Below are 21,619 nucleotides of genomic sequence, written 5' to 3' on the forward strand. Positions count from 1 at the left end.
GGCGACGGTCGGCGACCGTGTCCATAATGTTTGTTTGTGAAACGTATGGGGGTGAGATCGTCATGACGACGGGACTGGGCATCGCCGCGCGCCCGGCTGGTCGCGGCCTGGTTGTTCAGGTGACCGGGATTCTCGGTGATGGCGAGGGCGACCACGCGTCGTTGCGGGGTGTGGTATCGGCACTGCCACCACCGGAAGTGGCCGTGTTCGACCTGCGCGAGGTCCAGCTGCTGACGGTCGCCGGGGTACGTGAGTTGTTGACCGTGGCGCGGACCCTCGGCGCGCGCGGAGTGCGCTGCGGCGTCGTGGTCGACGCGGGCGGCGCCGTCGGCTCGGTGCTGCGGGCGGCGGCGCTGCCGTCGGAACTCGACGTGTTCGACGCCGTGGACGAAGCGCTGACCGGCGTGCCGCGGCAACCCGAGGTGGACTCGCCCTCCGGATCTGACCTGGACGAGCTCGCGGTGCGGTTCACGTCGTTGACGCAGATGCTGATAAAGGACACCACGGTCGACGCGACACTGCGCAGGGTCGTGGGCGCGGCCCGGTCCATCGTGCCAGGAGCAGACCTGGTGAGCGTCACTCTGCGCGATCCGGCGGGAGTGTTCTTCACCCCGGTGGAGACCAGCGCGGTGGCCGGCACGCTGGACCGGGTCCAGTACCGGACCGGGCAGGGCCCGTGCCTCGACGCCGCCCGCCCCGACGGTCCCGCGTACGCGGCCAGTGACGACCTGGCCACCGAGGTCCGCTGGCCCCACTTCGTCAAGGCGGCCGCCGAGCACGAGGTGACCGCGGTGCTCTCCACCGACCTGCACACCCACGGACCCGTCGCCGTTGGCGGCGCGCTCAACATCTACTCCACGAAGGCCCGCGGCCTTGACGACCACGACCGGCACGCCGCGCTGTTGCTGGCCACCCACGCCGCACTGGCCCTGGCCCACACCGTCGCCACCGAACAAGCCATGCTGCACAACCAGAACCTGCACCGCGCGAGCGAAAGCCGTGACGTGATCGGCCAGGCGAAAGGCATCCTCATGGCCCGGCAGGGGATGACCGCCGACGAAGCGTTCGAGGTGCTGAGCCACACCTCCCAGAACCTCAACATAAAACTCGTCGATCTCGCCCGCACCCTCGCCCACCACCCCGACAGTCTCGACACACCCGTACGCCCACGGCGGTAATCACCACTTCGAGTGAAACCCTGACGCCGCAGGCGACCGCGGTCCTGAGCCGTGGTTCACGGCTCGTGCCGCGGGTAGCCCGTCGCATGGGACTTCATGAGATCCTGCGGCGTACCGAGTCGGTCACCGCGGTGGACGAACCCGCAGGCGCGCTCGCGCGCACCATCGCCAAGATCCTCCCGAGGAAGGCCGCAGAGCTTCTGCGCGGATCCTGGCTCGGGCATCCGGTGCACCCGCTGCTCGTGACGTTGCCGATCGGTGCGTGGACCAGTTCCGCCGTGCTCGACTGCCTCGGCAGGCGCACCGCGGCACGCCAGCTGATCGGCCTCGGTCTCGCCGCCGTGCCGGTGACGGTGCTGGCAGGCGCCGCCGACTATCCCGACCTGACCACCGCGCAGCGGCGAACCGGGGTGGCGCACGCCGCGGTGAACTCGGTGGCCACCGCCTTCCTCCTCGCCTCGTACGTCTGCCGTACTCGTGGCAAGCACCAGGCGGGCATCGCCCTGAGTGCGGTCGGCCTGGTCACGCTGAGCATCGGTGGTGCACTCGGCGGCCACCTGGCCTACGCACAAGGCGGCGGGGTCTACCGGTACCAGGAGCCACCGTTCGTCCGGCACACCGAACCTGCGACGGCCTCCTGACCCACGACAAAGTCGGCAACGGCTGAGCGGCGCCCCTCCGTGGGGCGCCGCTCGGGTGACACAGCCGTCAGGAACGGTTGTCCTGCACGGAGTTCCTGGCCTCGCCCGCACGGTCGGTGACGTCCTCGACGGCCGACCGGGTGTCGTCGCGGACGGTCTGCGTGGCGTCCGCCGCGGTCGACTTCACGGCCTCCGCCGCGTGCTGTGCCGGCTCCCGCAGGTTCTCCTTGAGGTCCTCGGCGACGTTGCTGACCTGTTCCTTGACCGCGCCGCTGTGGTCACTCGCCCACTTGGTCGCCTGTTCGGCGAGTTCCTGTTCCTGCTTGCTCGGCGGCGCCAGCGTCGACAGGAGCCAGCCGGCGCCGAACGCGATGAGTCCGGCCGCGATGGGGTTGCCCTCGGTGCCACGGCGGACCGCCTGCGGGGCTTCCCGCACCGTTTCCTTGGCGCCCTGGGCGGTCTCGCGCATCGACTGTGCGGCGTCGTCGGCCATCGACGATGCCGAGTCCGCGGTGTCGGAGGCCGAGCCCATCACGCGGTCCCGCATGGTGTACATGGCACCCCTTGCCCGGTTCATCCTCCGCTGCACGACCCGGGACGGCGTGACCTTCTCGGCGAGCAGGTCGACGTCGGTGCTCAGGTTGTGCTGGGTGCGTTCGATCTGGCTGCGAAGCCGGTCGGGATCGGTGGTCATGACATGTTTCCTTTCAGCGCGTCCGGGACCTGCTTCATGGTGTCCACGGTGCGTTCGGGCGTCGGGTTCATGGCGCGAAGCGTGCGGCGCCCGGTCGCGAACAGGACGGCGCCCGCGATGGCCCAGAGCACCGCGACGATGAGTGCGGCGAGGCCCTCGTCCATCACGTTGGCGAGGGCCCCCCACACGGCGATCGACAGGAACAGCACGCAGAGCCAGGCGGCCATGCCCGCGCCCGCCATCATCCCCGCGCCCTTGCCGGCTTTACCTGCTTCCGCGCGGATCTCTGCCTTGGCCAGCAGGACCTCCTGCCGCATCAGCGTGGAAAGGTCCCTGGACACGCTGCCGAGCAGGTCGCCGACCGACATGTCCTCGACGTCCGGCCGTTCTCTCGCGCTGCCGGGACTTCCGGTGGGGGTGTTCATCGGTTCACCGGCCCCCTCTGCGGGTCCCACGTCTGCACGGCGGGCGGCACCGGCGATGGCGGATAGGCGGGCACCTCCGGACTGTCGTAGGGCGGGGTCGCCGCGTGCCGCGGCGGGGTGGGTTCGGACGGCCACGACGGCGACCGCCGTTCGGCGCCGTCGCGCCCGTCGCCGGTACCGGAGTCGTCGCTCCGCGCGGCGATCGCGCCGCGGGTCAGGCGCCCGACAGCCACACCGGCGAGTGCCGCCCCGAGGAGGAACACGCCGGGCTTGCGGCGGGCGAACCGTCGTACCTCGTCGAGGAGGTCGCCGGGTTCGCGGTGCTCGAGCCACGACGCCGCGCTCTGGGTGCGGTCCGCGACCTGCCGCGCGACCTCTGACGCGACTCCTTGCTCCTCGGTCTTCTCCGACATCTGCCGCAGCTGCGTGGCGAGGGTGTGCAGCCCGTCGGCCGCCCGCTGCTGGCCCTGTCTGGCCTGACCGGTCAGCTGTTCCCTGCTTTCACGCAGGAGATCGCGGGCTTGCTGTTTGGTCTCCTCGGCGACCCGGCTCGCCTGCTCCCCGACGGTGCCTGCGACCTCGCCGCCCTTGTCCGTCGCGGTCCTGGCGACATCGGCCGCCTCGTCCCGCGCGACCTCGGGTGTCGAACGTTGTTGCGATTCCGGTGATGTGGGACCACCGTACTGCTGTGTCATCGTGCGCCTCCACGTCAAGTCGGTTCGTGGTGGCGCAAGGCATACCCTGGCCGGGAAGTCATATTCCGTCGTCGCGGGATTTCACCGAACTCGGGGTCCGCGCCCTGGTCCGGGGCCGCGATGCCCGCGTACATCAGTTGCGCCAGGGTGGCGTGGACGGCGATGGCGACACCGAGCAGCACCAGACGTGCGGGCACACCGGGGCGGTGCGGAGCGGGATCCGGGCCCGCGATGAGCCACGCGAACAGGTAGCCGGCGACGAGGAAGTGCAGGTGCACTAGGTGATGGCGGTCTCGTTGTGGGTGGTGACCTGGTAGAGCGGCGTGGTGTAGAGCGCGACGAGGCCACCGAGGTTGAGCAGCAGGACCGCGGCCGGGCAACCCGATCTCGGACACGTCGCCGTGAGTTCCGGACGAAGCGCGCGCGTTCACCGCCACCGGTTCACCTCTCACCGTGGTCCGATCGAACGCATACCCCGGTGAGGAGTGGCGAAACTGGTCGGACGGGCGTGTACTCGAAGGTGGATCGGCTGGGACAGGAAGGGCCGACGATGACGTCCGACCGTGTGCTGCGGCTGTCCATCCTGCGTGGGTGCGAGGGCTTCGGCGCGACCGGGTTCGTCCACACTCGACGAGGTCGAGGTCGAGGTGGTCCGCTATGCCGGGAGTCCCCGGCAGTGAGCGTGCTGGTGTTCCTCGGCGGCGCGGCGGGAAGGCGCTTCCGCGACACCGTGTTCGACTCAGGACCGTAGCCAGTCGAGCACGGAGTCGTAGACGGTGTCGTGGTTCAGCAGGTCGAAGTGGTGCAGGCCGCCGAGCCATCGGTGGTCCGCCGTCTGCGTGCGGTCGCCCGCACTGGCCGGGGTCACGAGCAGATCGCCGATCAGCCGCGCCGACAGACTGGTCTGCGAGCGGGCGAGTGTCACGAACACGAAGCACTGCCGCACGCCGGGAGGCGGGGTCGGCGCCGTCTTCGGGGCGGAACCGGTTGGCTGGCTCCGGTGTACGTGCCCGAGGGCGAGGTCCTTGATGCCGTCGCTGCGCAGGGCGAGGAGACGGGCCAGCGGCGCGGTGATGATGAACCGGTCCAGCACACTGCCCGCCCATGCCGCGACGCGTTCGAGGTGCGCCCCTGTGTGCGGGGTGCCGAGGCACACCACTTTGATCACCCGCGAAAGCCACGCGCGGCCCTGTTCGTGCGCCTGCAGCACCGCGCTGCGCACCACCAGACCACCCATGGAGTGGCCGACGAGCACGAGATCGGTCACGGGCACGGGCCAGGCGTCGACGAGGTCGGAGAGCAGGCCGACGAGCTCGTTCCCGTTGTCGCTCACGCGCCGGCCGGTGTTGTAGCGGAGGTAGACCGGCGTGCTGGGCAGGTCGACGGCGAGACGGCTGCCGAAGTCGGTGCCGGTGCGGGACTTCTCCGGTGCGGGCTGGTGGAACCAGGAACGTTCGGTTTCGACCAGCCCGTGGACGAACACCACCACCCGTCCGGACGCGCGGGGGAACTCCGCCGCGATCGCGTCCCCGGTCACCTCGACAGGCCGTCCCTCGACGCGAACGGTCATCGCGGCGGGCAACGTGCCACCGCGGGCGTCCGCGTTCTCACCGAACACCCCGTTCGCGATGCCGACGGCACGCTGGCCAACGCCGGACTCCGCCACCAGCCGCACTGGCGCGGTCGCGACGTTCACGACCTCGTCGAACACCTTGGGAAGATCGGGAAGTAGAACCCACCCTCTGCCGCTCACCGTGCCACCTTCGACTCAGGTCGTCGCCAGGTGACGACCGCGAAGCCGTGCATACCCGCACCGGCGAAGCTCACACCTGAGGTGAACGTAATTTTGACTTGTTCCAGATAATCGTTCTATGGTCGTGGCGTGACGGTGGACTTCGAGGCACAGCTGCGGGCGGTCTCGTTGCGCGTGACCCGGCCCCGGCTGGCGGTGCTGGCCGCGCTGCGCGACCATCCGCACGTGGACACGCACACGGTGATCGCGCTGGTGCGCGACGAGCTGCCCACCGTGTCCCACCAGGCGATTTACGATGTGCTGCAGGCGCTCACCGACGTCGGTCTGGTGCGTCGCATCCAGCCCGCGGGCGCGACCGCGCGCTACGAGTCCAGGGTGGGCGACAACCACCACCACGTCGTGTGCCGCTCGTGCGGCGCGATCGCGGACGTCGACTGTGCCGTCGGCCACGCCCCCTGTCTCACCGCCTCGGACGACCACGGGTTCGTGGTCGACGAGGCGGAGGTCGTCTACTGGGGAACCTGCCCCCGCTGTGCGACCGCACCCACCTCCTAAAGATCCGCCACATCGGAAGGAAGTAGATGAGCTCCACCCAGGACAATGCCCCGTCCAGCGCTCAGGGCGTGGACGAGAAGGCGGCGGCCGGCTGCCCGGTCGCGCACGATTCCGTGACCGCCCACGGCAGTGAGAGCGAGAACCCGGCGATCGACTCGCCGACCCCGAAGACGGGTGGCCGTCCGCGCACGAACAGGGACTGGTGGCCCAACCAGCTCGACCTCTCCGTGTTGCACACCCACTCGTCGAAGAGCAACCCGCTGGGGGAGAACTTCAGCTACGCCAGGGAGTTCGCCACGCTCGACGTCGAGGCGCTCAAGCGTGACATCGGCGACGTGCTCACCACGTCGCAGGACTGGTGGCCCGCCGACTTCGGCCACTACGGCGGCCTGATGATCCGGATGAGCTGGCACGCCGCGGGCACCTACCGCATCCACGACGGCCGCGGCGGCGCGGGCGACGGCGGTCAGCGTTTCGCCCCGCTCAACAGCTGGCCGGACAACGCCAACCTCGACAAGGCGCGCAGGCTGCTGTGGCCGGTCAAGCAGAAGTACGGCCAGAAGATCTCGTGGGCCGACCTGCTCGTGCTCGCGGGCAACGTCGCACTGGAGTCCATGGGCTTCAAGACCTTCGGCTTCGGCTTCGGCCGCGAGGACGTCTGGGAGCCGGAGGAGATCATCTGGGGCCCGGAGGACGCCTGGCTGGGTGACGAGCGCTACGTCAGCGAGTCGGAGATGTCGCCCGACGTCGGCGCGACCGAGATGGGCCTCATCTACGTCAACCCCGAGGGCCCGCGCGGCAACGCCAACCCGCAGGAGGCGGCGCACTTCATCCGGGAGACGTTCCGCCGGATGGCGATGAACGACGAGGAGACCGTCGCCCTCATCGCCGGTGGTCACACCTTCGGCAAGACCCACGGCGCGGGCGTCTCGGACGGCCACGTCGGCGCGGAGCCCGAGGGGGCCCCGCTGGAGGCGCAGGGGCTCGGCTGGCTCTCCACCCACGGCAGCGGCAAGGGCGCGGACACGATCACCAGCGGTCTAGAGGTGACGTGGACCGACGTGCCGACGACGTGGAGCAACCGCTTCTTCGAGATCCTCTTCGGCTACGAGTGGGAGCTGACCACCAGCCCCGGCGGCGCCAAGCAGTGGGTGGCGAAGACCGACGACGAGATCATCCCGGACGCCTTCGACCCGTCGCGGAAGCACCGCCCGACGATGCTGACCACCGACCTGTCGCTGCGCGTCGACCCGGCGTACGAGAAGATCTCGCGCCGCTTCCTCGAGCACCCGGACGAGTTCGCGCTGGCCTTCGCCAAGGCCTGGTACAAGCTGCTGCACCGCGACATGGGCCCGGTCAGCCGTTTCCTGGGGCCGTGGGTCGCCGAGCCGCAGCTGTGGCAGGACCCGGTGCCCGCCGTCGAGGGCGACCTCGTTGGTGACGCCGACATCGCGGCACTCAAGGCGAAGGTCCTCGAGTCCGGCCTCACGACCGCCCAGCTGGTGAGCACCGCGTGGGCCTCCGCCGCGAGCTTCCGGTCCACCGACAAGCGCGGCGGCGCCAACGGCGCCCGGATCCGGCTCGAGCCGCAGCGCGGCTGGGAGGTCAACCAGCCGGTCGCGGCCGTGGTGGACGCCCTCGAGGGCATCCAGCGGGAGTTCAACGAGGCGGGCGGCGCGCAGATCTCGCTCGCCGACCTGATCGTGCTGGCCGGTTCGGCCGCGGTCGAGAAGGCGGCCCGCGACGCGGGCGTCGAGGTGACCGTGCCGTTCCACCCGGGCCGCACCGACGCCACCCAGGAGCAGACCGACGTCGAGTCGTTCTCGGTCCTCGAGCCCAAGGCCGACGGGTTCCGCAACTACCTGCGTGCCGGGGAGAAGCTCCAGCCGGAGGTGCTGCTCGTCGACCGCGCGTACCAGCTCGACCTGACCGCGCCCGAGATGACCGTGCTCGTCGGCGGCCTGCGCTCCCTCGGGGCCAACGTCGGCGGCACCCCGCACGGTGTCCTCACCGACCGGCCCGGCGTGCTCTCCGGCGACTTCTTCACCAACCTGCTCTCGCCGGGCACCCGGTGGCAGGCGTCGGAGACCGAGGAGAACGTCTACGAGATCCGCGACGCGGCGACCGACCAGGTGAAGTGGACCGCCACCGCGGTCGACCTCATCTTCGGCTCCAACTCCCAGTTGCGGGCACTCTCGGAGGTCTACGCCAGCCAGGACGCCCAGGAAAGGTTCGTCGCCGACTTCGTCGCGGCGTGGACCAAGGTCATGGAGCTCGACCGGTTCGACCTCGCCTGACCCGCTTCATCGATGAGCCCGGCCGATCCGTCAGGATCGACCGGGCTCATCTGTGTTTCGGCGCCGCCCCGGCGTTCCGGTGCCACTGGCGGCCGAGCCAGGCGGACAAATCGGAATTGGGTGGCATACCCGGAGGCGCGGTGGGTAGTCACGCGGCGAGGTGGCCCCGGCCGGTGAGTTCTCACGCGGTCGGTGTCACGACTTTCCTCCGGACGAAGGAGAAATCGTCATGACCGATTCCCGAGCTTCCACCGCGACCCACCCGGTGCGGACGGCCGCCATGGTGGTCGCCGCCGTGTTCCTGCTCGTCGGGGTGGCGGGGTTCATACCCGGTGTCACGACGGACTACGACGGGATGACCTTCGCGGGGCACGAGTCGACCGCGATGTTGCTGGGCGTCTTCCACGTCTCGATCCTGCACAACATCGTGCACCTGTTGTTCGGCATCGTGGGTCTCGCGCTGGCGAGGTCGGTGTCCGGTGCGACCGGGTTCCTGATCGGTGGCGGTGCGGTGTACCTGGTGCTGTGGCTGTACGGAGTCGTGATCGACCACGACAGCCCGGCCAACTTCGTGCCGCTCAACACCGCCGACAACTGGCTGCACCTGTTCCTCGGCGTCGGCATGGTCGGTCTGGGCCTGGCGCTGCGCCGCGCCGGCACCAGGGGAGCACGAGCATGAGATGGCTGCGTGCCGGAGCCGTGCTCGGGGTGGCGGTGGCCGCCTCGGGCGCGGTCCTCCGCCGGCACACCGACGAGGACGACACCTCGCGATGGCTTGTGGTGACAGTGAACGCCGAACCGGACGCGGTGGCCGGGGACCCTCGGTTCACCGAGGCGTTCGCCGCTTTCGGCGATGACGTGGAGACGAGGGTCGCGGCGGCTCCTGGCGAGCGGGGCACCGAGGTGGCGGCCCGTGTCCGGCAGGCACCGGCCCGGGCGACCGCGAGGATGGCCGGGCACGACCCCCGGCAGGACGTGCGGCGCACGCTGCGGGACGTCAAGTCGTTGCTGGAAACGGGCGACGTGCTCCGGACGGATCCACCGACCACGGGCAAGCCGACGCCCGGCGGCGCGCTCGTGCGGCTGTTCACGCGCCGGGCGGGTGGGGAGGGACGGCTGTGAAAGCGGTGTGCTGGCAGGGAGTGAACAAGCTGAGCACGGAGACCGTGCCGGACCCGGAGCTGCGCAACGAACAGGACGTCATCGTCAAGGTGCGGTACAGCACGACGTGCGGTTCCGACCTGCACCTCATCGGTGGGTACGTCCCGGCCATGCAGGCAGGCGACGTGCTGGGCCACGAGTTCCTCGGTGAGGTGGTGGAGACCGGCGCCGCCGTGCGGAAACACAAGGTCGGCGACCGGGTGGTGGTCGCGTCGTTCATCGGGTGCGGCGGGTGCTGGTACTGCCGCAACGACCTGTGGTCGCTGTGCGACAACACGAACACCAACCCCGGGATCGCGTCGATGGCCTACGGCTACGAACCGGGCGGCATCTTCGGCTACTCCCACGCGATGGGCGGCTTCCGCGGCAGCCACGCCGAGTACATCCGGGTGCCCTTCGCCGACCACGGCGCGTTCCCCGTGCCGCCCGAGGTGGACGACCGGAGCGCCCTGTTCGCGTCCGACTCGGTGCCGACCGGGTGGATGGGCGCGGACCTCGGCGGTGTCGCCGCGGGCGACGTCGTCGCGGTCTGGGGGTGCGGCGCGGTGGGGCAGATGGCGGCGCGCGCGGCGATGTTGCTCGGCGCGGAGCGGGTGATCGCGATCGACCGGATCCCGGAGCGCCTCGCCATGACCGAGCAGTACATCGGCGCGGAGACTATCGACTACTCCACCACCGACGTCGGGGCGGAGCTGCGCGAACGCACCGGGGGGCGTGGCCCGGACGTGTGCGTCGAGGCGGTCGGCATGGAGGCCCACAGCGCAGGCCCGCACCACGTCTACGACCAGGTGAAGCAACAGCTGCGGCTGCAGTCCGACCGGCCGACGGCGGTCCGCGAGGCCATCCACGCCTGCCGCAAGGGCGGTACGGTCTTCGTCCTCGGCGTGTTCGGCGGGCTGGTCGACAAGTTCCCGCTCGGCGCGGTGATCAACAAGGGCCTGACCGTCCGCGGCGCGCAGCAGCACGGCCAGCGCTACATCCCGATGCTGCTCGACCGCATCGCCAGGGGCGAGATCAGCACCGCCCACCTCGTCACCCACGAACTGTCCCTTGAGGACGGCGCGAAGGGCTACGACCTGTTCAAGCACAAGAAGGACGGCTGCGTCCGGGCGATCTTCGACCCGGCCGCCAGTGCGTGACCCCGTGGATCCGGCGTTCGGCAGGCGCGCCGCCGGTGGTCGTCGTGCGAGTTCGGCGGCGCGCGCGAGGGGAGTGCGGACATGAGCATCACGATCAGACCGACAGCGGTCCCGGGATCCCCCGCGCCCCGGGTTTCCCGGGGCGCGGCGTTCCTGCGGGTGTTCCAGACCACCGACCACAAGCAGATCGGTGCTCTCTACCTGGTCACCTCGTTCGGGTTCTTCCTGGTCGGTGGGGTGATGGCGCTGCTGATGCGGGCGGAGCTGGGTCATCCTGGCCTGCAGTTCCTGTCACCGGAGCAGTACAACCAGCTCTTCACCATGCACGGCACGATCATGATGTTGCTGTACGCGACACCGACGGTGTTCGGGTTCGCCAACGTGATCCTGCCCCTGCAGATCGGCGCGCCGGACGTGGCGTTTCCCCGCCTCAACGCGTTGTCGTACTGGCTGTTCCTGTTCGGCGGCCTGGTGACCGTCGGCGGGTTCCTTACCCCGGGCGGGGCGGCGGACTTCGGCTGGTTCGCCTACACGCCGTTGTCACGCATGGAGTACTCACCGGGACCGGGCGGGAACCTGTGGACGATCGGGCTGATCCTCAGCGGCCTGGGCACGATCCTGGGCGCGGTGAACATGCTGACGACGGTGATCTGCCTGCGCGCGCCGGGGATGACGATGTGGCGGATGCCGATCTTCACGTGGAACATCTTCTTCACCTCCATCCTGGTGCTGATCGCGTTCCCGGTGCTGACCGCGGCGCTGTTCGGGCTGCTCGCCGACCGGTTGCTGGGAGCGCACGTGTTCGACCCGGCCTCGGGCGGGTCGATCCTGTGGCAGCACCTGTTCTGGTTCTTCGGCCACCCCGAGGTCTACATCGTGGCGCTGCCGTTCTTCGGCATCGTCAGCGAGATCATCCCGGTGTTCAGCCGAAAACCCCTGTTCGGGTACAAGGGCCTGGTGTTCGCCACCATCGCCATCACGGCGCTGTCGATGACGGTGTGGGCACACCACATGTTCGCCACCGGCGCGGTGCTGCTGCCGTTCTTCGCGTTCCTGTCGTTCATGATCGCGGTGCCGACCGGGATCAAGTTCTTCAACTGGATCGGCACCATGTGGAAGGGGCAGCTGACCTTCGAGTCACCGATGTTGTTCTCGATCGGGTTCATGGTGACGTTCCTGTTCGGCGGGCTGACCGGGGTGCTGCTCGCCGCGCCGGCCATCGACTTCCACGTCCACGACACCTACTTCGTGGTCGCGCACTTCCACTACGTGCTGTTCGGCACGATCGTGTTCGCCACGTTCGCGGGAATCTACTTCTGGTTCCCGAAGATGACCGGGCGGATGCTGGACGAGCCGTTGGGCCGCCTGCACTTCTGGACGACCTTCATCGGGTTCCACACCACCTTCCTCGTCCACCACTGGCTGGGCGCTCAGGGCATGCCGCGCCGGTACGCCGACTACCTGCACACCGACCAGTTCACCACCCTGCACGCGGTCTCGACGATCGGGTCGTTCATCCTCGGCGCGTCGGTGCTGCCGTTCCTGTGGAACGTGTTCCGCAGCTACCGCTTCGGCGAACGGGCCGATGCGGACGATCCGTGGGGCTTCGGGAACTCCCTCGAATGGGCGACCTCCTGCCCGCCCCCGCGTCACAACTTCACCGAACTGCCGAAGATCCGCTCCGAGCGGCCCGCGTTCGAGCTCCACTACCCGGACATGGTCGAACGCTTCCGTGAGGAATCCCAAGGGCATCCCAAGGGAGAAGGCGGCCGCCTGCCCGCGCCGTCCGAAGTCGGTGCCGCCGCGACACAACCGGACGACCAGGACGACAACACCGACCCCCGCGGCAAGTAACCAACCCCAGGAGAGAACGAAGACCCACTCTCCGCCGACTGCCGGGTTGGCCCGTCGTCAGCGGGGTACCAGGGGAGCGGAGGACGACGAAAGGAGATCTGATGGCCACCGGCGAGACCGGCTTCGACGACGTGACGTTCGACCTCATTTCCGTGCAGTACCACTCACTCAAGGCCGGGCACGACTACGGCCAGTACGTCCGCGACGCGGAGAACGCGGACCGGAACGACATCGCCGAGTTCTTCCGCAAGGTCATGGCGGAGGATTCGGCCAGGGCGAAGCAGTGCCACGAGTTCCTCAAGGAGCTTTCCGGCAGTGCGGAGTCCGGCCCCGCGGTCAGCTGAGCCAGCTCCACCGTGGCCTGCCGACGCGACGGTGTCGGCAGGCCACAGTGGACTCGGCGGCCGCGGCGGCGGGCACCTGACCACCTGCTCGGCCGAGATCGCGGTTGCGACACGACTGCGACCTGGCGGGGACGGCACGGCCATGGGGCCGCGGCACAGTCGGGGCCATGACAGACCTTCAGCAGGCCGCGGCCCGCCGGGTCGCGGGCCCGCGCCTGCCCGCCCTGGACGGGTTGCGGGGTGCCGCGATCCTCGCGGTGCTGATGTTCCACAGTGGACACCTGACCGGCGGCTTCCTCGGGGTGGACCTGTTCTTCGCGCTGTCCGGCTTCCTCATCACCGACCTGCTGCTGCGGGAGGTCGAGACGACCGGCGGCGTGTCGCTGGTTTCGTTCTGGGGCAGGCGAGTCCGCCGCCTGGTGCCCGCACTCGCGGTCATGCTCGCCGTGGTGGCGGTGCTGGTGTGGCTGGTGGGCCCGCCGGACATGGTGCGCACGACGCTGGCAGACGGTCCGTGGGTGCAGCTGAACCTGGTCAACTGGCACCTGATCGCGGAGTCGGCGAGCTACTGGGACCGGTTCGGGTCGGTCCGGGTGTTCGAGCACCTGTGGAGCATCGCGGTCGAGGAGCAGTTCTACCTGGTGTGGCCGGTGGTCGTGCTGGTCATGGCCAGGGGCAGGCGCTCGGTGGACCGCCGGGTCGCGGTCGTCGCGGCCGTGGCTTCCGTTGTCTCGCTGGTGGCGATGGTCGCGCTCGTCAGCGCGGCGGACCCCACCCGGGTCTACACCGGCACCGACACCCGGGCGTTCTCGCTGTTGCTGGGCGCCGTGGTGGCCGTCCGGCCGGTGCGTGCCGCCCTGGTCCGTGCGGTCGGCAGGCGAGCAGGATCGGTGTTGGTGTTGTCCGCGGCCGGGATCGGCACGATGTGGCTGCTCGTCGACGGGGTCGGCTCGTGGTGGTTGTTCACCGGCGGGCTGTTCGCGCACTCGCTGGCCGCCGCGGTGCTGATCGGTCTGTGCGCGCAGACACCGGAGGCGCTGGTCGCCAGGGTCCTCGCCTGGCGGCCGTTGCGCCTGCTGGGGCTGATCTCCTACAGCCTCTACCTCTGGCACTGGCCCGTGTTCGTGCTGTTCTCCGCACAGCGCGGCTGGCCGCAGACAGCCGCGGCGTGCGCCGCGTCGATCGGCCTCGCCACGCTGTCGACCCACCTCGTCGAGAACCCCATCCGGTTCCGCGCGGGCTGGGCTCGGGGACGGCTCGGTCTCGTCGCGTTCGCGGCCCTCATGGCCGCGCTGGCCGCGCTGTGGCTGGCGCTGCCCGCCCCCGCGCCGCCTGCCATCGACATCGACGGGCTGGGCTGATCACCCGGTCAGCGGGCAGGTCCGGCGCTTGTCCGACTCCTCGGTCGGCTGGATGAACCGCACCTGCACCTCCGTGTCGCGTGACCCGCCCGACTGCACGTGGACACCGAGCGCCGTGCACACGATCTGGTCGATGCCGAGCGGAGTCACGTCGTCGATCGTCACCGGCACCATGAGCTGGACCAGGCCGGGTGCGCTGGTCACCACGACGTGCGTGGTCCCGGTGGCCGCGATCTCCGTGCGCAGGTCCGAGTCGCCGACTCCGGTCAGCAGCAACGACATGGCCTCGGCGATGGAGCCGAGACGCCCGGTTTCCCGCAGCTGCGGCCGCAGCCGCTCCTGGCGGTCGACGAAGTACAACGTCACTCCGGGCGCCACGCCGGTCGGCGCCGCACCGCTGTCGCCCACCCCGGATGACTGGACCCCGCAACCCGCGAGCAGCAGGACCGCCGCCACCGCACAGACCCACTTCACGATGCGACCTCCGGGTTTCGTGGCAGCCACAGCACGAACCGCGCACCGCCGCCGCTCGCGTTGCCCGCGGTGAGCTCGCCGCCGTGCAACCGGGCGTTCTCCAGCGCGATGGCCAACCCGAGACCGCTGCCCGGGGTGCGGGTGCGCGCGATGTCGGCCTTGTAGAAGCGGTCGAACACGTGCGGCAGCACCTGCTCGGACAGGCCGGGCCCGCCGTCGGTGACCTCGAGCCGCACCTGCCCGGGGGACGCCGCGACGCGCACCAGAACCGGCGGCGCGCCGTGCCGCAGCGCGTTGCCGACCAGGTTGGCCACGATGACGTCGAGCCTGCGCCGGTCCACCCGCAGCCGGACCTCCCCGGGTGCCGCCACCTCGACGCGTTCCAGCCAGCCACGGGCGCGCAGGCAGTCTTGCACCGCACCCGCCACGTCGACCTCCTCCACGTGCGACCGGGCGGTGCCCGTGTCGAAGCGGGACACCTCCATCAGGTCCTCGACGAGCCGGACCAGGCGGTGGGTTTCGGTGATCGCCAGCCGCGCCGACTCACGGGCGTCCGGCGCCATCCCGTCCGCCGTGGTCGCCAGCACCTCCACCACAGCGGTCAGCGTGCTCAGCGGCGTGCGCAGCTCGTGGGAGACGTCGGCGGCGAACCTCCTGGCGTCGGCCTGCATCTGCCGCAGTGCCGCCATCGAGGACTGCAGCGACCCGGCCATCTCGTTGACGGTGACGGTCAGCTCCGCCAGCTCGTCCGCCCCGTGCGGCGCCGACCTCGCGTCCATGTCCCCGGCCGCCAGCCTGCGCGCGGTGTCGCGGAGCATCCGCACCGGGCGCAGCACGCTTCCCGCGGCCAGCAGCGCGAGCAGCACCGCCAGCGGCAACGCCAGCGCGGCGGTGACGACCGCGGAACGGGTGAGCCCGTCGATCCGCTGCTCCACGCCGGAGAGGTCGTGCACGGAGTACACCTCGATGCCGGACGGTGTCTGTGTGCCGTCCGGTGCGGTGACGGTGATCGGTGTGCCGATCAGCAGCCACGGCCTGTCGCGGGCGGTGATCCGCTGCGTGACGAGCCGCTCGCCGCCGCGCACCGCGGTGCGCAGCGCGGCGGTGACCAGTCCGGTGTCACCACCGGCCCCGGCTCGCAGGTTCTCGTACGTCACCAGCGTGTTCACGCCGACGGCCGCGCGAAGGCGGTCGAGCGTGGCCTGGTCCGGGGGGTAGGTCAGCTGGGGCGTGACGGCGCGGATCTGGTCGGTCATGGTCTGGGTGATCCGCTGCTGTGTCGTGACGACCAGCGCGTCGCTCGCCGACCGGGCACTCGACCACGACGCCGCGCCCGCGCCGAGCACGGTCACCAGTACGAAGGCGACCAGCAGCCGGGCGCGCAGCCCGCGTGGCCACAGCCTCATACCGGCCCGAACCGGTAGCCGAACCCGCGCACGGTCTGCACGTACACCGGGGCCGCTTGGCTGGTCTCGATCTTCGCCCGCAGCCGCTGCACGCAGTTGTCGACCAGCCGGGAGTCACCGAGGTAGTCGTGCTCCCACACCACTTCCAGCAGCTGCTGCCTGCTGAACACCCGGCCGGGCGCCCGGGACAGGGTCAGCAGCAGCCGCAGCTCGGTCGGCGTCAGCGGCACCGGCTCACCTCGCCGCGACACCGTCAGCGAGGTCGTGTAGATCCGCAGGTCGCGGTGCACCCGCACGCCGTCGGGGCTGCTGTCGCTGCGGCGCAGCACCGCGCGGATCCGCGCGTCGAGCACGCTGGGCTGTGCCGGTTTGACGACGTAGTCGTCCGCACCCGCCTCCAGACCGCCGACGACGTCGAGGTCGTCGCCCCGCGCGGTCAGCATGATCACGGGCACCTCGCCGGTCTCCCGGATCTGGCGGCACACCTCGAGTCCGTCGATGCCCGGCAGCATCAGGTCGAGCACCACGAGGTCCGGTGTGGACGAACGGAACTCGCGCAGCCCGTCCTCGCCCGTGTCCGCGGTGCGGACGTCGTGACCGTGTCTGCGCAGCGCGAGCTGGAGCCCGCGCTGGACCAGGGGGTCGTCCTCGATGAGCAGAATCGCCGCCACGCGCCGATTATGGCCGCGCCGAGCCGCGCGCACCGACGGCGACCGGCCCTGCGGCAGGTCCTGCGACACGACTGCGACACGCGGGCGGACGCGCCGGGACACGGCGGCGGCACCGTCGGCGCCATGACCCACACACGACGTCTCGCCCTCGCCATGACCGGACTGCTCCTGCTGTCCACCGGCTGTTCCGGCGAGCCTGCCGCGCCCGGCACGACCGCCGCACCGGGACTGTCCACGGTGCTCTTCCTCGGCGACTCCGTCGCGGCGGGCGAGGCGCTGCCACTCGCCGCGGCGTTCGAGGCGAGTCGCGTGACCTCGAGTCACAGGCCGCCGACGGCGGCGGGAACGTCGTCGGACCGTTCTCCGAGGAGAACTGGAAGAAGCTGCCGGAGCAGATCACCTCCGCCGACCCCGACCTGGTCGTCTACCAGCTCACCACCTACGACTGGGGCAGCGAGGAGGAACAGCGGGCCGCCTACGAGAAGCTGCTGACCACGGTGACCGGCGCCGGCGCGGACCTGGCCTTCGTCACCATGCCACCCATCAGGCCCGACGACTTCTACCGCCCGCACATGGCCGACCTCGACCGCGCCCCCGAGGTCGCCCGCGCCGTCGCGGACGAGTCATCGGGCAAGGCCACCGTGCTCGACGCCGGTGCGGTGTGGGGCAGCACGTACCGGCAGGTCGCCGACGGCAGGACCGACCGGAGCAGCGACGGCATCCACACCTGCCCACAGGGTGCTGCGCGCTTCACCCACTGGCTGCTGGGGGAGCTGGCGAAGAGGTACCCCGGGTTCACCCCGGCGGCGCCGCGGGACTGGGCCAACACGGGCTGGTCCGCCGACGCCCGTTTCCGGGGGTGCTGACCACCAAGCCCGGTGCTACGCACCTGCCTGAGCGTCGCGGTACTTCAGGAGTCCTTCGACGCCAAGGAGGAACGTCTCGCGGACGGGGGCCGGATCGGTGAGGCAGCCTGCCACCATCGCGCCGTCCCGGAGCATGACGAAGTGTCGCGCCGCGGGCTCGGGTGCTGACTCCCCGGTCTGCGCCAGCAGTTCGGTGACGGTGTCGAGGAACCACTGCCGGTGGGCGAGGACGGCCTGGTGGACGGGGTGTGCTGGATCGGGGTACTCCGCTGCCGCGTTCAGGAAGGCGCACCCCCGGAACCCGGCCGACTGGATGTCGCCCGCGATCGACTCGGCGACCGCCCGGACGGTGTCGGCCGCGGCGAGCCCTGCCGCGCGGGCGGTCGCCACCTGGGCGCGGATCGCTTCGTCCGCGTGGGTCAGGTAGGCGACCACCAGGTCGTCCTTGCTGGGGAAGTGCCGGTACAGCGTCGCGCGGGTGACGGCCGCCTCGGAGACGATCCGGTCGATGCCGACCGAGTGGAGTCCCTCCAGGTAGAACAGCCTGCTCGCCGTCATGAGCAGGCGAGACCGCGCTTCCGACACCTGTCGCCTCCTGTTTCGTCACCGCCACTGTAACAGATAGAACGTTCGGTATCGTGGGCCTCGCCCGCCGTGCACGATGCGTGTCCATCTGTGCACTTGTGGCCCGCCGGGTCAGTCCGGACGTCGTGGAGCTAGTTCACTGGATCACGATGGATTCCGGCAACAGGTCACGAACCGGCCGTTCGGGCGGTCGGCGGAGGGAGGCGCGGTGAAACGGATCAGGCTGGTCCTCGCGACGGCGGTCGCGGTGGTGATGGCATCGGCGGGAGTGTCGTGGGCAGACGGTGCGGCGGGACAGGAGCGCGGAGGGGTGTCGGCCGCGGCAGCGGAGATTTCCATCGGCACGCACAACACGCACCGCGGGGACGCCAGTTTCGAACCGTTCGCGGGGGTGATCGGCTGGCAGGAGGTGGAGAGTCCGGCCGCGATCCAGAAGCTCCGCAACCGGCTGGGCGCCGAGTACAACCACTACCTCGGCGGCGGCGCCCCCGCGTCGGCCATCCCGATCTCCTGGCGTGCCGCCCGCTTCCAGAAGCTCGGCGAGGGCAGCGTGCGGACGCACGGCGGCGAGGCCGGCGTGACCCCGGCCCGGTACGTGAACTGGGTCCGGCTGGCGATCCGCGCGAGCGGAACGCAGTTCATCGTGGTGAACACGCATTTCATCTCCGGTGCGTGGAGCGGGCACCCGGAGCGGCAGGCCAGGTGGAACACGCACTACCAGGTGCTGCACGACAAGGTGGCCGGGCTGAAGCAGAACCACCCCGGCGTGCCCATCTTCGTGATCGGTGACTTCAACCGGGCGCGGGCGATGGCCATGCCGAACCCGATCCGGTGGGTGCCGGTCGCCGGTGTGAGCGGAGTGCCGATCGACCACATGTACGCGCCGTCGACCATCTCGCACACCTCGGTGACGCGCGAGCCGAAGTGGGGTTCGGACCACCACGCCTACAAGATGTTCGCGACGATCTGAGCCCACGCGACTCAGGCGGCGGGGGTGGCTCGCCACCCCCGCCGCCTGAGGCCTGCGCGTCGTGGGCGTTCCGCCCGGCCGTGTCGGTGTGTCACCGCACGGTCAGGGTGCGCCCATCACCAGCCCTTCGATCGTGTGCTGCTGTTCGATGGGCTCGAGCCGGTCGACGACGCGGCACGGGAAGTGCGCCAGCAGGGTCTCGGGCAGTTCGCGGTGGTAGTCGCGGGTGACCATCAGGTCGTGGCGTTCGTCGTTGCCCGCGCCGGGGGCGTCGACGCCGAGCACGAGTGTGGGGCGTGGGGTGTCCGACCGGTTGGCGGTGCCGCGGTGGATGGTGAGTGCGCTGCGGGCGGAGATGTCGCCGCGGCGGGTGAGCCTGCTGCGGCCGAGCGCCTCGTACCGCGGCCAGTGGCTCCGTGGCGGGAACATGCCGTGCTCGAATTCGGGGCTGTCGTCCCACTGCGTGCCCGGTGCGATCTCGAACGGACCCATCTCGGGGGTGACGTCGACCGTCGTGAGGTTGAACGCGAGCGAGGTGAGCTTGTGGTCGCGGACCGTCTCGGGCGGTGACGGGAAGTCGCGGTGCCACGGCTGGTTCTCCGCGCCCGGCAGCGGAACGTCGAAGCCGACCTCGACGAACTGGTACTCGGCGCCGAGCACCTTCTCGCAGATCCCCGTGACCCACGGGTGCGTGACCAGCTCCAGGAAGCCGCGGAGCCGCTCGGGGTGGATCTCGACGTAGTACCGGTTCGGTCCGCGCCCGACGGCCGCCCCCGGCAGCTCGAGAGACTCCTGGAAGATCGTCATGATGTCCTCGCCGAGCCGGTCGGCCCATTCCGGCGAGAACGCCGACCGCCTGCCGACGATGCCGTCGGTGTGAAGCTGCTCGATCTCCTGCGCACTGGGCCCGGCCACGTCGCCTGCCATCGGTCCTCCCCGCGGATCGTGACGTCGCTGTCCCGGCCCACGATAGTCACGCCGCCTTCTCGCCCGCCGCGCGTCACCGCGCCCGCGGCTCGTGCGCGGCCCGGGAGGTACGGGTGCGGTACGGGCAGCGCGTGGCCAGTGGCGGCCCCTAGCGTGTCGGGAACCCGTCTGCTCTCTTCGCGGAGCCGGCCGGGGGCAGACCGCCGCGAACCTCGCGACGACCGCACTCGGCTGGGGCTCCGACGAGGCCGGACGCCACTGCGGGTTCAATCAGTACACAACTCCGGCATCATCCACGTGGCGCTGGACCGGGCCGGTTACCTCGTCGCGACGGTGTAGCCGCTCACCTGTCGGCACTCGGCAAGCAGAGGAACCATGACAACGCGATCAGCAGGTCGGCCGCTGACCCCGATGGACATCGCCAAGCAGCACATCGAAGGTGCGGTCGGTCCCGGGATCGCGAAACGACTCGACACGTTCGAGGACGGGACCTTCTACATCAGAGCCGGCGCGTGGGCGGGGCTGTTCTCGTGGCTCGCCGACTTCATGGTGTACGCGCTCTGCGCGGTCGCTGGGTTCGTCGCGCTCGTCGTCGCCTACCCCGAGGTCTCCGACGGTGTGGCGGCGCTGACCATGATCGGTCTGCTGATCGGGGTGCCGATCCTGTACGGCCTGTTCCTCCGCAACGGCCGCGCGCTCGGCGGGACGCTCACCGGAACCCGGCTCGTCCGTGTCAAGAACGGCACCAGGGTCGGCGCCGCGGCCTGCTGGGCCATGCTCGTACGCACCCTGCTGTTCCCGCTGTTCCTCGCCGCCGTGGTCGCGAGCGGGGGGATTTCCCCTGGCTCGCTCAGGAGGATCAGCATCGACGAAGCCGCCACCCGGCGACTGCACACCGCCGGCTTCCTGCGTCTCGACACGCCGGGCGCTGCCGGCCCGCACCGGTAGTCCTGCCCGCCCGCGCGCCACTCCTCGGCTCGTCCGGGGCCGGCGCGCGCGTGCTCGCGGGCCCGGCAGAAAATCTGTGGTGGCTGGAGTAGACATTGTCTGATCGGTGTGGGTAGCATTGTCGTCGTAGGCAATGAGACAACGTCGATCCGGCGCGGGAGATGACGGAACTACCCGCGAAGTGAGACAAGGCCGGGACCGGTGGTCGAAAGAGTGCTAGAGGTAGTACCCGGTCCCGAGGATGTACCCAGCAGGACGTGGGCGGAGTAGTTGCGCTCACGCGGTAGGTGAGTGAGTAGAACGGCTGGTCGGGGTCGGAACCCGTCACGAGAAGTGGTTCCGACCCCGACTGCCAGCGAGGTGTCATGCGTGCTGGGGCCGGTCTGAGTAAGGGGTTCCGGCAGGTGACACCCGCAGTGGTACGAGATGAGTGGATGACGCACGAGAAAGGGGATGGGTCGCTTCATTGGATCGGCCGCCCTGGCCACGTTCGGCCGGGCGGGTACCTCAGTCCCATCAGATTGGTAGGTGGTGCTCGGTTAGGTACAAGCGATCCCCGCGATGCCTGCCCATCGGGCGCACGTGGGTACCACAACCCGGTCTCACGATCGGGACATGATGAAAACCCAAACCCAGGGGCCCCGGTGCTGCAGCACCGGGGCCCCCTGTGACGGT

At 70.2% G+C, this 21,619-nt stretch carries 23 protein-coding genes; 13 read left to right on the plus strand and 10 right to left on the minus strand.

Annotated features, from left to right (window positions below):
• The first annotated feature begins 62 nt into the window (after positions 1-62).
• Together FHR82_RS46345 and FHR82_RS23845 are read left to right on the plus strand one after the other, a co-directional pair.
• The gene (locus tag FHR82_RS46345) at positions 63-1,178 is read left to right on the plus strand and encodes an ANTAR domain-containing protein (RefSeq protein WP_225943885.1); all 1,116 of its coding nucleotides are present in this window, start codon (positions 63-65) and stop codon (positions 1,176-1,178) included.
• 86 nt (positions 1,179-1,264) lie between these two features.
• Positions 1,265-1,819 (plus strand): DUF2231 domain-containing protein, encoded by a 555-nt coding sequence (locus tag FHR82_RS23845; RefSeq protein WP_184812740.1) that lies wholly within the window; start codon positions 1,265-1,267, stop codon positions 1,817-1,819.
• A gap of 67 nt (positions 1,820-1,886) precedes the next feature.
• Here FHR82_RS23845 and FHR82_RS23850 read toward each other — a convergent pair whose 3' ends face one another.
• The 5 genes from FHR82_RS23850 to FHR82_RS23870 form a co-directional block, all read right to left on the minus strand.
• Positions 1,887-2,513 (minus strand): DUF3618 domain-containing protein, encoded by a 627-nt coding sequence (locus tag FHR82_RS23850; RefSeq protein WP_184812741.1) that lies wholly within the window; start codon positions 2,511-2,513, stop codon positions 1,887-1,889.
• Complete coding sequence (locus FHR82_RS23855) at positions 2,510-2,938, minus strand: phage holin family protein (protein WP_184812742.1); 429 nt, start codon at positions 2,936-2,938, stop codon at positions 2,510-2,512. Before FHR82_RS23855 ends, FHR82_RS23850 begins: the two co-directional genes overlap by 4 nt.
• The gene (locus FHR82_RS23860; RefSeq protein ID WP_184812743.1) at positions 2,935-3,633 is read right to left on the minus strand and encodes a hypothetical protein; all 699 of its coding nucleotides are present in this window, start codon (positions 3,631-3,633) and stop codon (positions 2,935-2,937) included. The genes FHR82_RS23855 and FHR82_RS23860 overlap by 4 nt, the downstream gene beginning before the upstream one ends.
• Positions 3,634-3,647: 14 nt before the next feature.
• The gene (locus FHR82_RS47575; protein ID WP_221464211.1) at positions 3,648-3,911 is read right to left on the minus strand and encodes a cytochrome c oxidase assembly protein; all 264 of its coding nucleotides are present in this window, start codon (positions 3,909-3,911) and stop codon (positions 3,648-3,650) included.
• A gap of 461 nt (positions 3,912-4,372) precedes the next feature.
• Positions 4,373-5,386, minus strand: coding sequence for an esterase/lipase family protein (locus FHR82_RS23870; RefSeq protein WP_184812744.1), 1,014 nt, complete (start codon positions 5,384-5,386; stop codon positions 4,373-4,375).
• 129 nt (positions 5,387-5,515) lie between these two features.
• Between FHR82_RS23870 and FHR82_RS23875 the strand changes: the two genes are divergently transcribed.
• The 8 genes from FHR82_RS23875 to FHR82_RS23910 all read left to right on the plus strand — a co-directional run bounded on the left by FHR82_RS23875 (position 5,516) and on the right by FHR82_RS23910 (position 14,097).
• Positions 5,516-5,941 carry a Fur family transcriptional regulator gene (locus FHR82_RS23875; RefSeq protein WP_184812745.1) on the plus strand — a complete coding sequence of 142 codons (426 nt, stop codon included), beginning with the start codon at positions 5,516-5,518 and terminating at the stop codon, positions 5,939-5,941.
• A gap of 26 nt (positions 5,942-5,967) precedes the next feature.
• Complete coding sequence (katG, locus tag FHR82_RS23880; RefSeq protein WP_184812746.1) at positions 5,968-8,238, plus strand: catalase/peroxidase HPI; 2,271 nt, start codon at positions 5,968-5,970, stop codon at positions 8,236-8,238.
• A gap of 229 nt (positions 8,239-8,467) precedes the next feature.
• A complete protein-coding gene (locus FHR82_RS23885) occupies positions 8,468-8,917 on the plus strand; it encodes a DUF4383 domain-containing protein (protein ID WP_184812747.1) in 450 nt (149 codons plus the stop codon).
• Complete coding sequence (locus tag FHR82_RS23890; RefSeq protein WP_184812748.1) at positions 8,914-9,360, plus strand: hypothetical protein; 447 nt, start codon at positions 8,914-8,916, stop codon at positions 9,358-9,360. Before FHR82_RS23885 ends, FHR82_RS23890 begins: the two co-directional genes overlap by 4 nt.
• A gap of 20 nt (positions 9,361-9,380) precedes the next feature.
• Positions 9,381-10,538: a zinc-dependent alcohol dehydrogenase gene (locus FHR82_RS47580; RefSeq protein ID WP_318784832.1), complete on the plus strand. Its 1,158-nt coding sequence runs from the start codon at positions 9,381-9,383 to the stop codon at positions 10,536-10,538.
• Positions 10,539-10,619: 81 nt separating this feature from the next.
• Positions 10,620-12,392, plus strand: a complete 1,773-nt coding sequence (ctaD, locus tag FHR82_RS23900) for an aa3-type cytochrome oxidase subunit I (RefSeq protein WP_184812750.1) — start codon at positions 10,620-10,622, stop codon at positions 12,390-12,392.
• A gap of 101 nt (positions 12,393-12,493) precedes the next feature.
• Positions 12,494-12,736: an acyl carrier protein gene (locus tag FHR82_RS23905; RefSeq protein WP_184812751.1), complete on the plus strand. Its 243-nt coding sequence runs from the start codon at positions 12,494-12,496 to the stop codon at positions 12,734-12,736.
• 167 nt (positions 12,737-12,903) lie between these two features.
• Positions 12,904-14,097 (plus strand): acyltransferase family protein, encoded by a 1,194-nt coding sequence (locus tag FHR82_RS23910; protein WP_184812752.1) that lies wholly within the window; start codon positions 12,904-12,906, stop codon positions 14,095-14,097.
• Here the strand turns inward: FHR82_RS23910 and FHR82_RS23915 are convergent, their stop codons facing one another.
• The 3 genes from FHR82_RS23915 to FHR82_RS23925 are packed head-to-tail and all read right to left on the minus strand — an operon-like array spanning position 14,098 to position 16,648.
• Positions 14,098-14,571, minus strand: a complete 474-nt coding sequence (locus FHR82_RS23915) for a hypothetical protein (RefSeq protein WP_184812753.1) — start codon at positions 14,569-14,571, stop codon at positions 14,098-14,100.
• Positions 14,568-15,977, minus strand: coding sequence for an ATP-binding protein (locus FHR82_RS23920; protein ID WP_184812754.1), 1,410 nt, complete (start codon positions 15,975-15,977; stop codon positions 14,568-14,570). The genes FHR82_RS23915 and FHR82_RS23920 overlap by 4 nt, the downstream gene beginning before the upstream one ends.
• Positions 15,974-16,648 carry a response regulator gene (locus tag FHR82_RS23925; protein ID WP_184812755.1) on the minus strand — a complete coding sequence of 225 codons (675 nt, stop codon included), beginning with the start codon at positions 16,646-16,648 and terminating at the stop codon, positions 15,974-15,976. The genes FHR82_RS23920 and FHR82_RS23925 overlap by 4 nt, the downstream gene beginning before the upstream one ends.
• Before the next feature lie 497 nt (positions 16,649-17,145).
• Between FHR82_RS23925 and FHR82_RS46365 the strand changes: the two genes are divergently transcribed.
• Positions 17,146-17,514: an SGNH/GDSL hydrolase family protein gene (locus FHR82_RS46365; RefSeq protein ID WP_225943883.1), complete on the plus strand. Its 369-nt coding sequence runs from the start codon at positions 17,146-17,148 to the stop codon at positions 17,512-17,514.
• Between the two features lie 15 nt (positions 17,515-17,529).
• Here FHR82_RS46365 and FHR82_RS23935 read toward each other — a convergent pair whose 3' ends face one another.
• Positions 17,530-18,099 (minus strand): TetR/AcrR family transcriptional regulator, encoded by a 570-nt coding sequence (locus FHR82_RS23935; RefSeq protein ID WP_184812756.1) that lies wholly within the window; start codon positions 18,097-18,099, stop codon positions 17,530-17,532.
• Positions 18,100-18,307: 208 nt separating this feature from the next.
• Between FHR82_RS23935 and FHR82_RS23940 the strand changes: the two genes are divergently transcribed.
• On the plus strand, positions 18,308-19,069 hold the full coding sequence (locus FHR82_RS23940; RefSeq protein WP_184812757.1) for an endonuclease/exonuclease/phosphatase family protein: 762 nt from the start codon (positions 18,308-18,310) through the stop codon (positions 19,067-19,069).
• Between the two features lie 102 nt (positions 19,070-19,171).
• Here FHR82_RS23940 and FHR82_RS23945 read toward each other — a convergent pair whose 3' ends face one another.
• Positions 19,172-19,996: a phytanoyl-CoA dioxygenase family protein gene (locus tag FHR82_RS23945; RefSeq protein ID WP_184812758.1), complete on the minus strand. Its 825-nt coding sequence runs from the start codon at positions 19,994-19,996 to the stop codon at positions 19,172-19,174.
• A 375-nt stretch (positions 19,997-20,371) separates the two neighbouring features.
• On the opposite strand from FHR82_RS23945, the gene FHR82_RS23950 reads away from it, so the two are divergent.
• A complete protein-coding gene (locus tag FHR82_RS23950) occupies positions 20,372-20,944 on the plus strand; it encodes a hypothetical protein (RefSeq protein WP_184812759.1) in 573 nt (190 codons plus the stop codon).
• The last annotated feature ends 675 nt before the right edge of the window (positions 20,945-21,619 follow it).

This window comes from Actinophytocola algeriensis, assembly GCF_014203735.1.
Classification (GTDB): Bacteria; Actinomycetota; Actinomycetes; order Mycobacteriales; family Pseudonocardiaceae; genus Actinophytocola; species Actinophytocola algeriensis.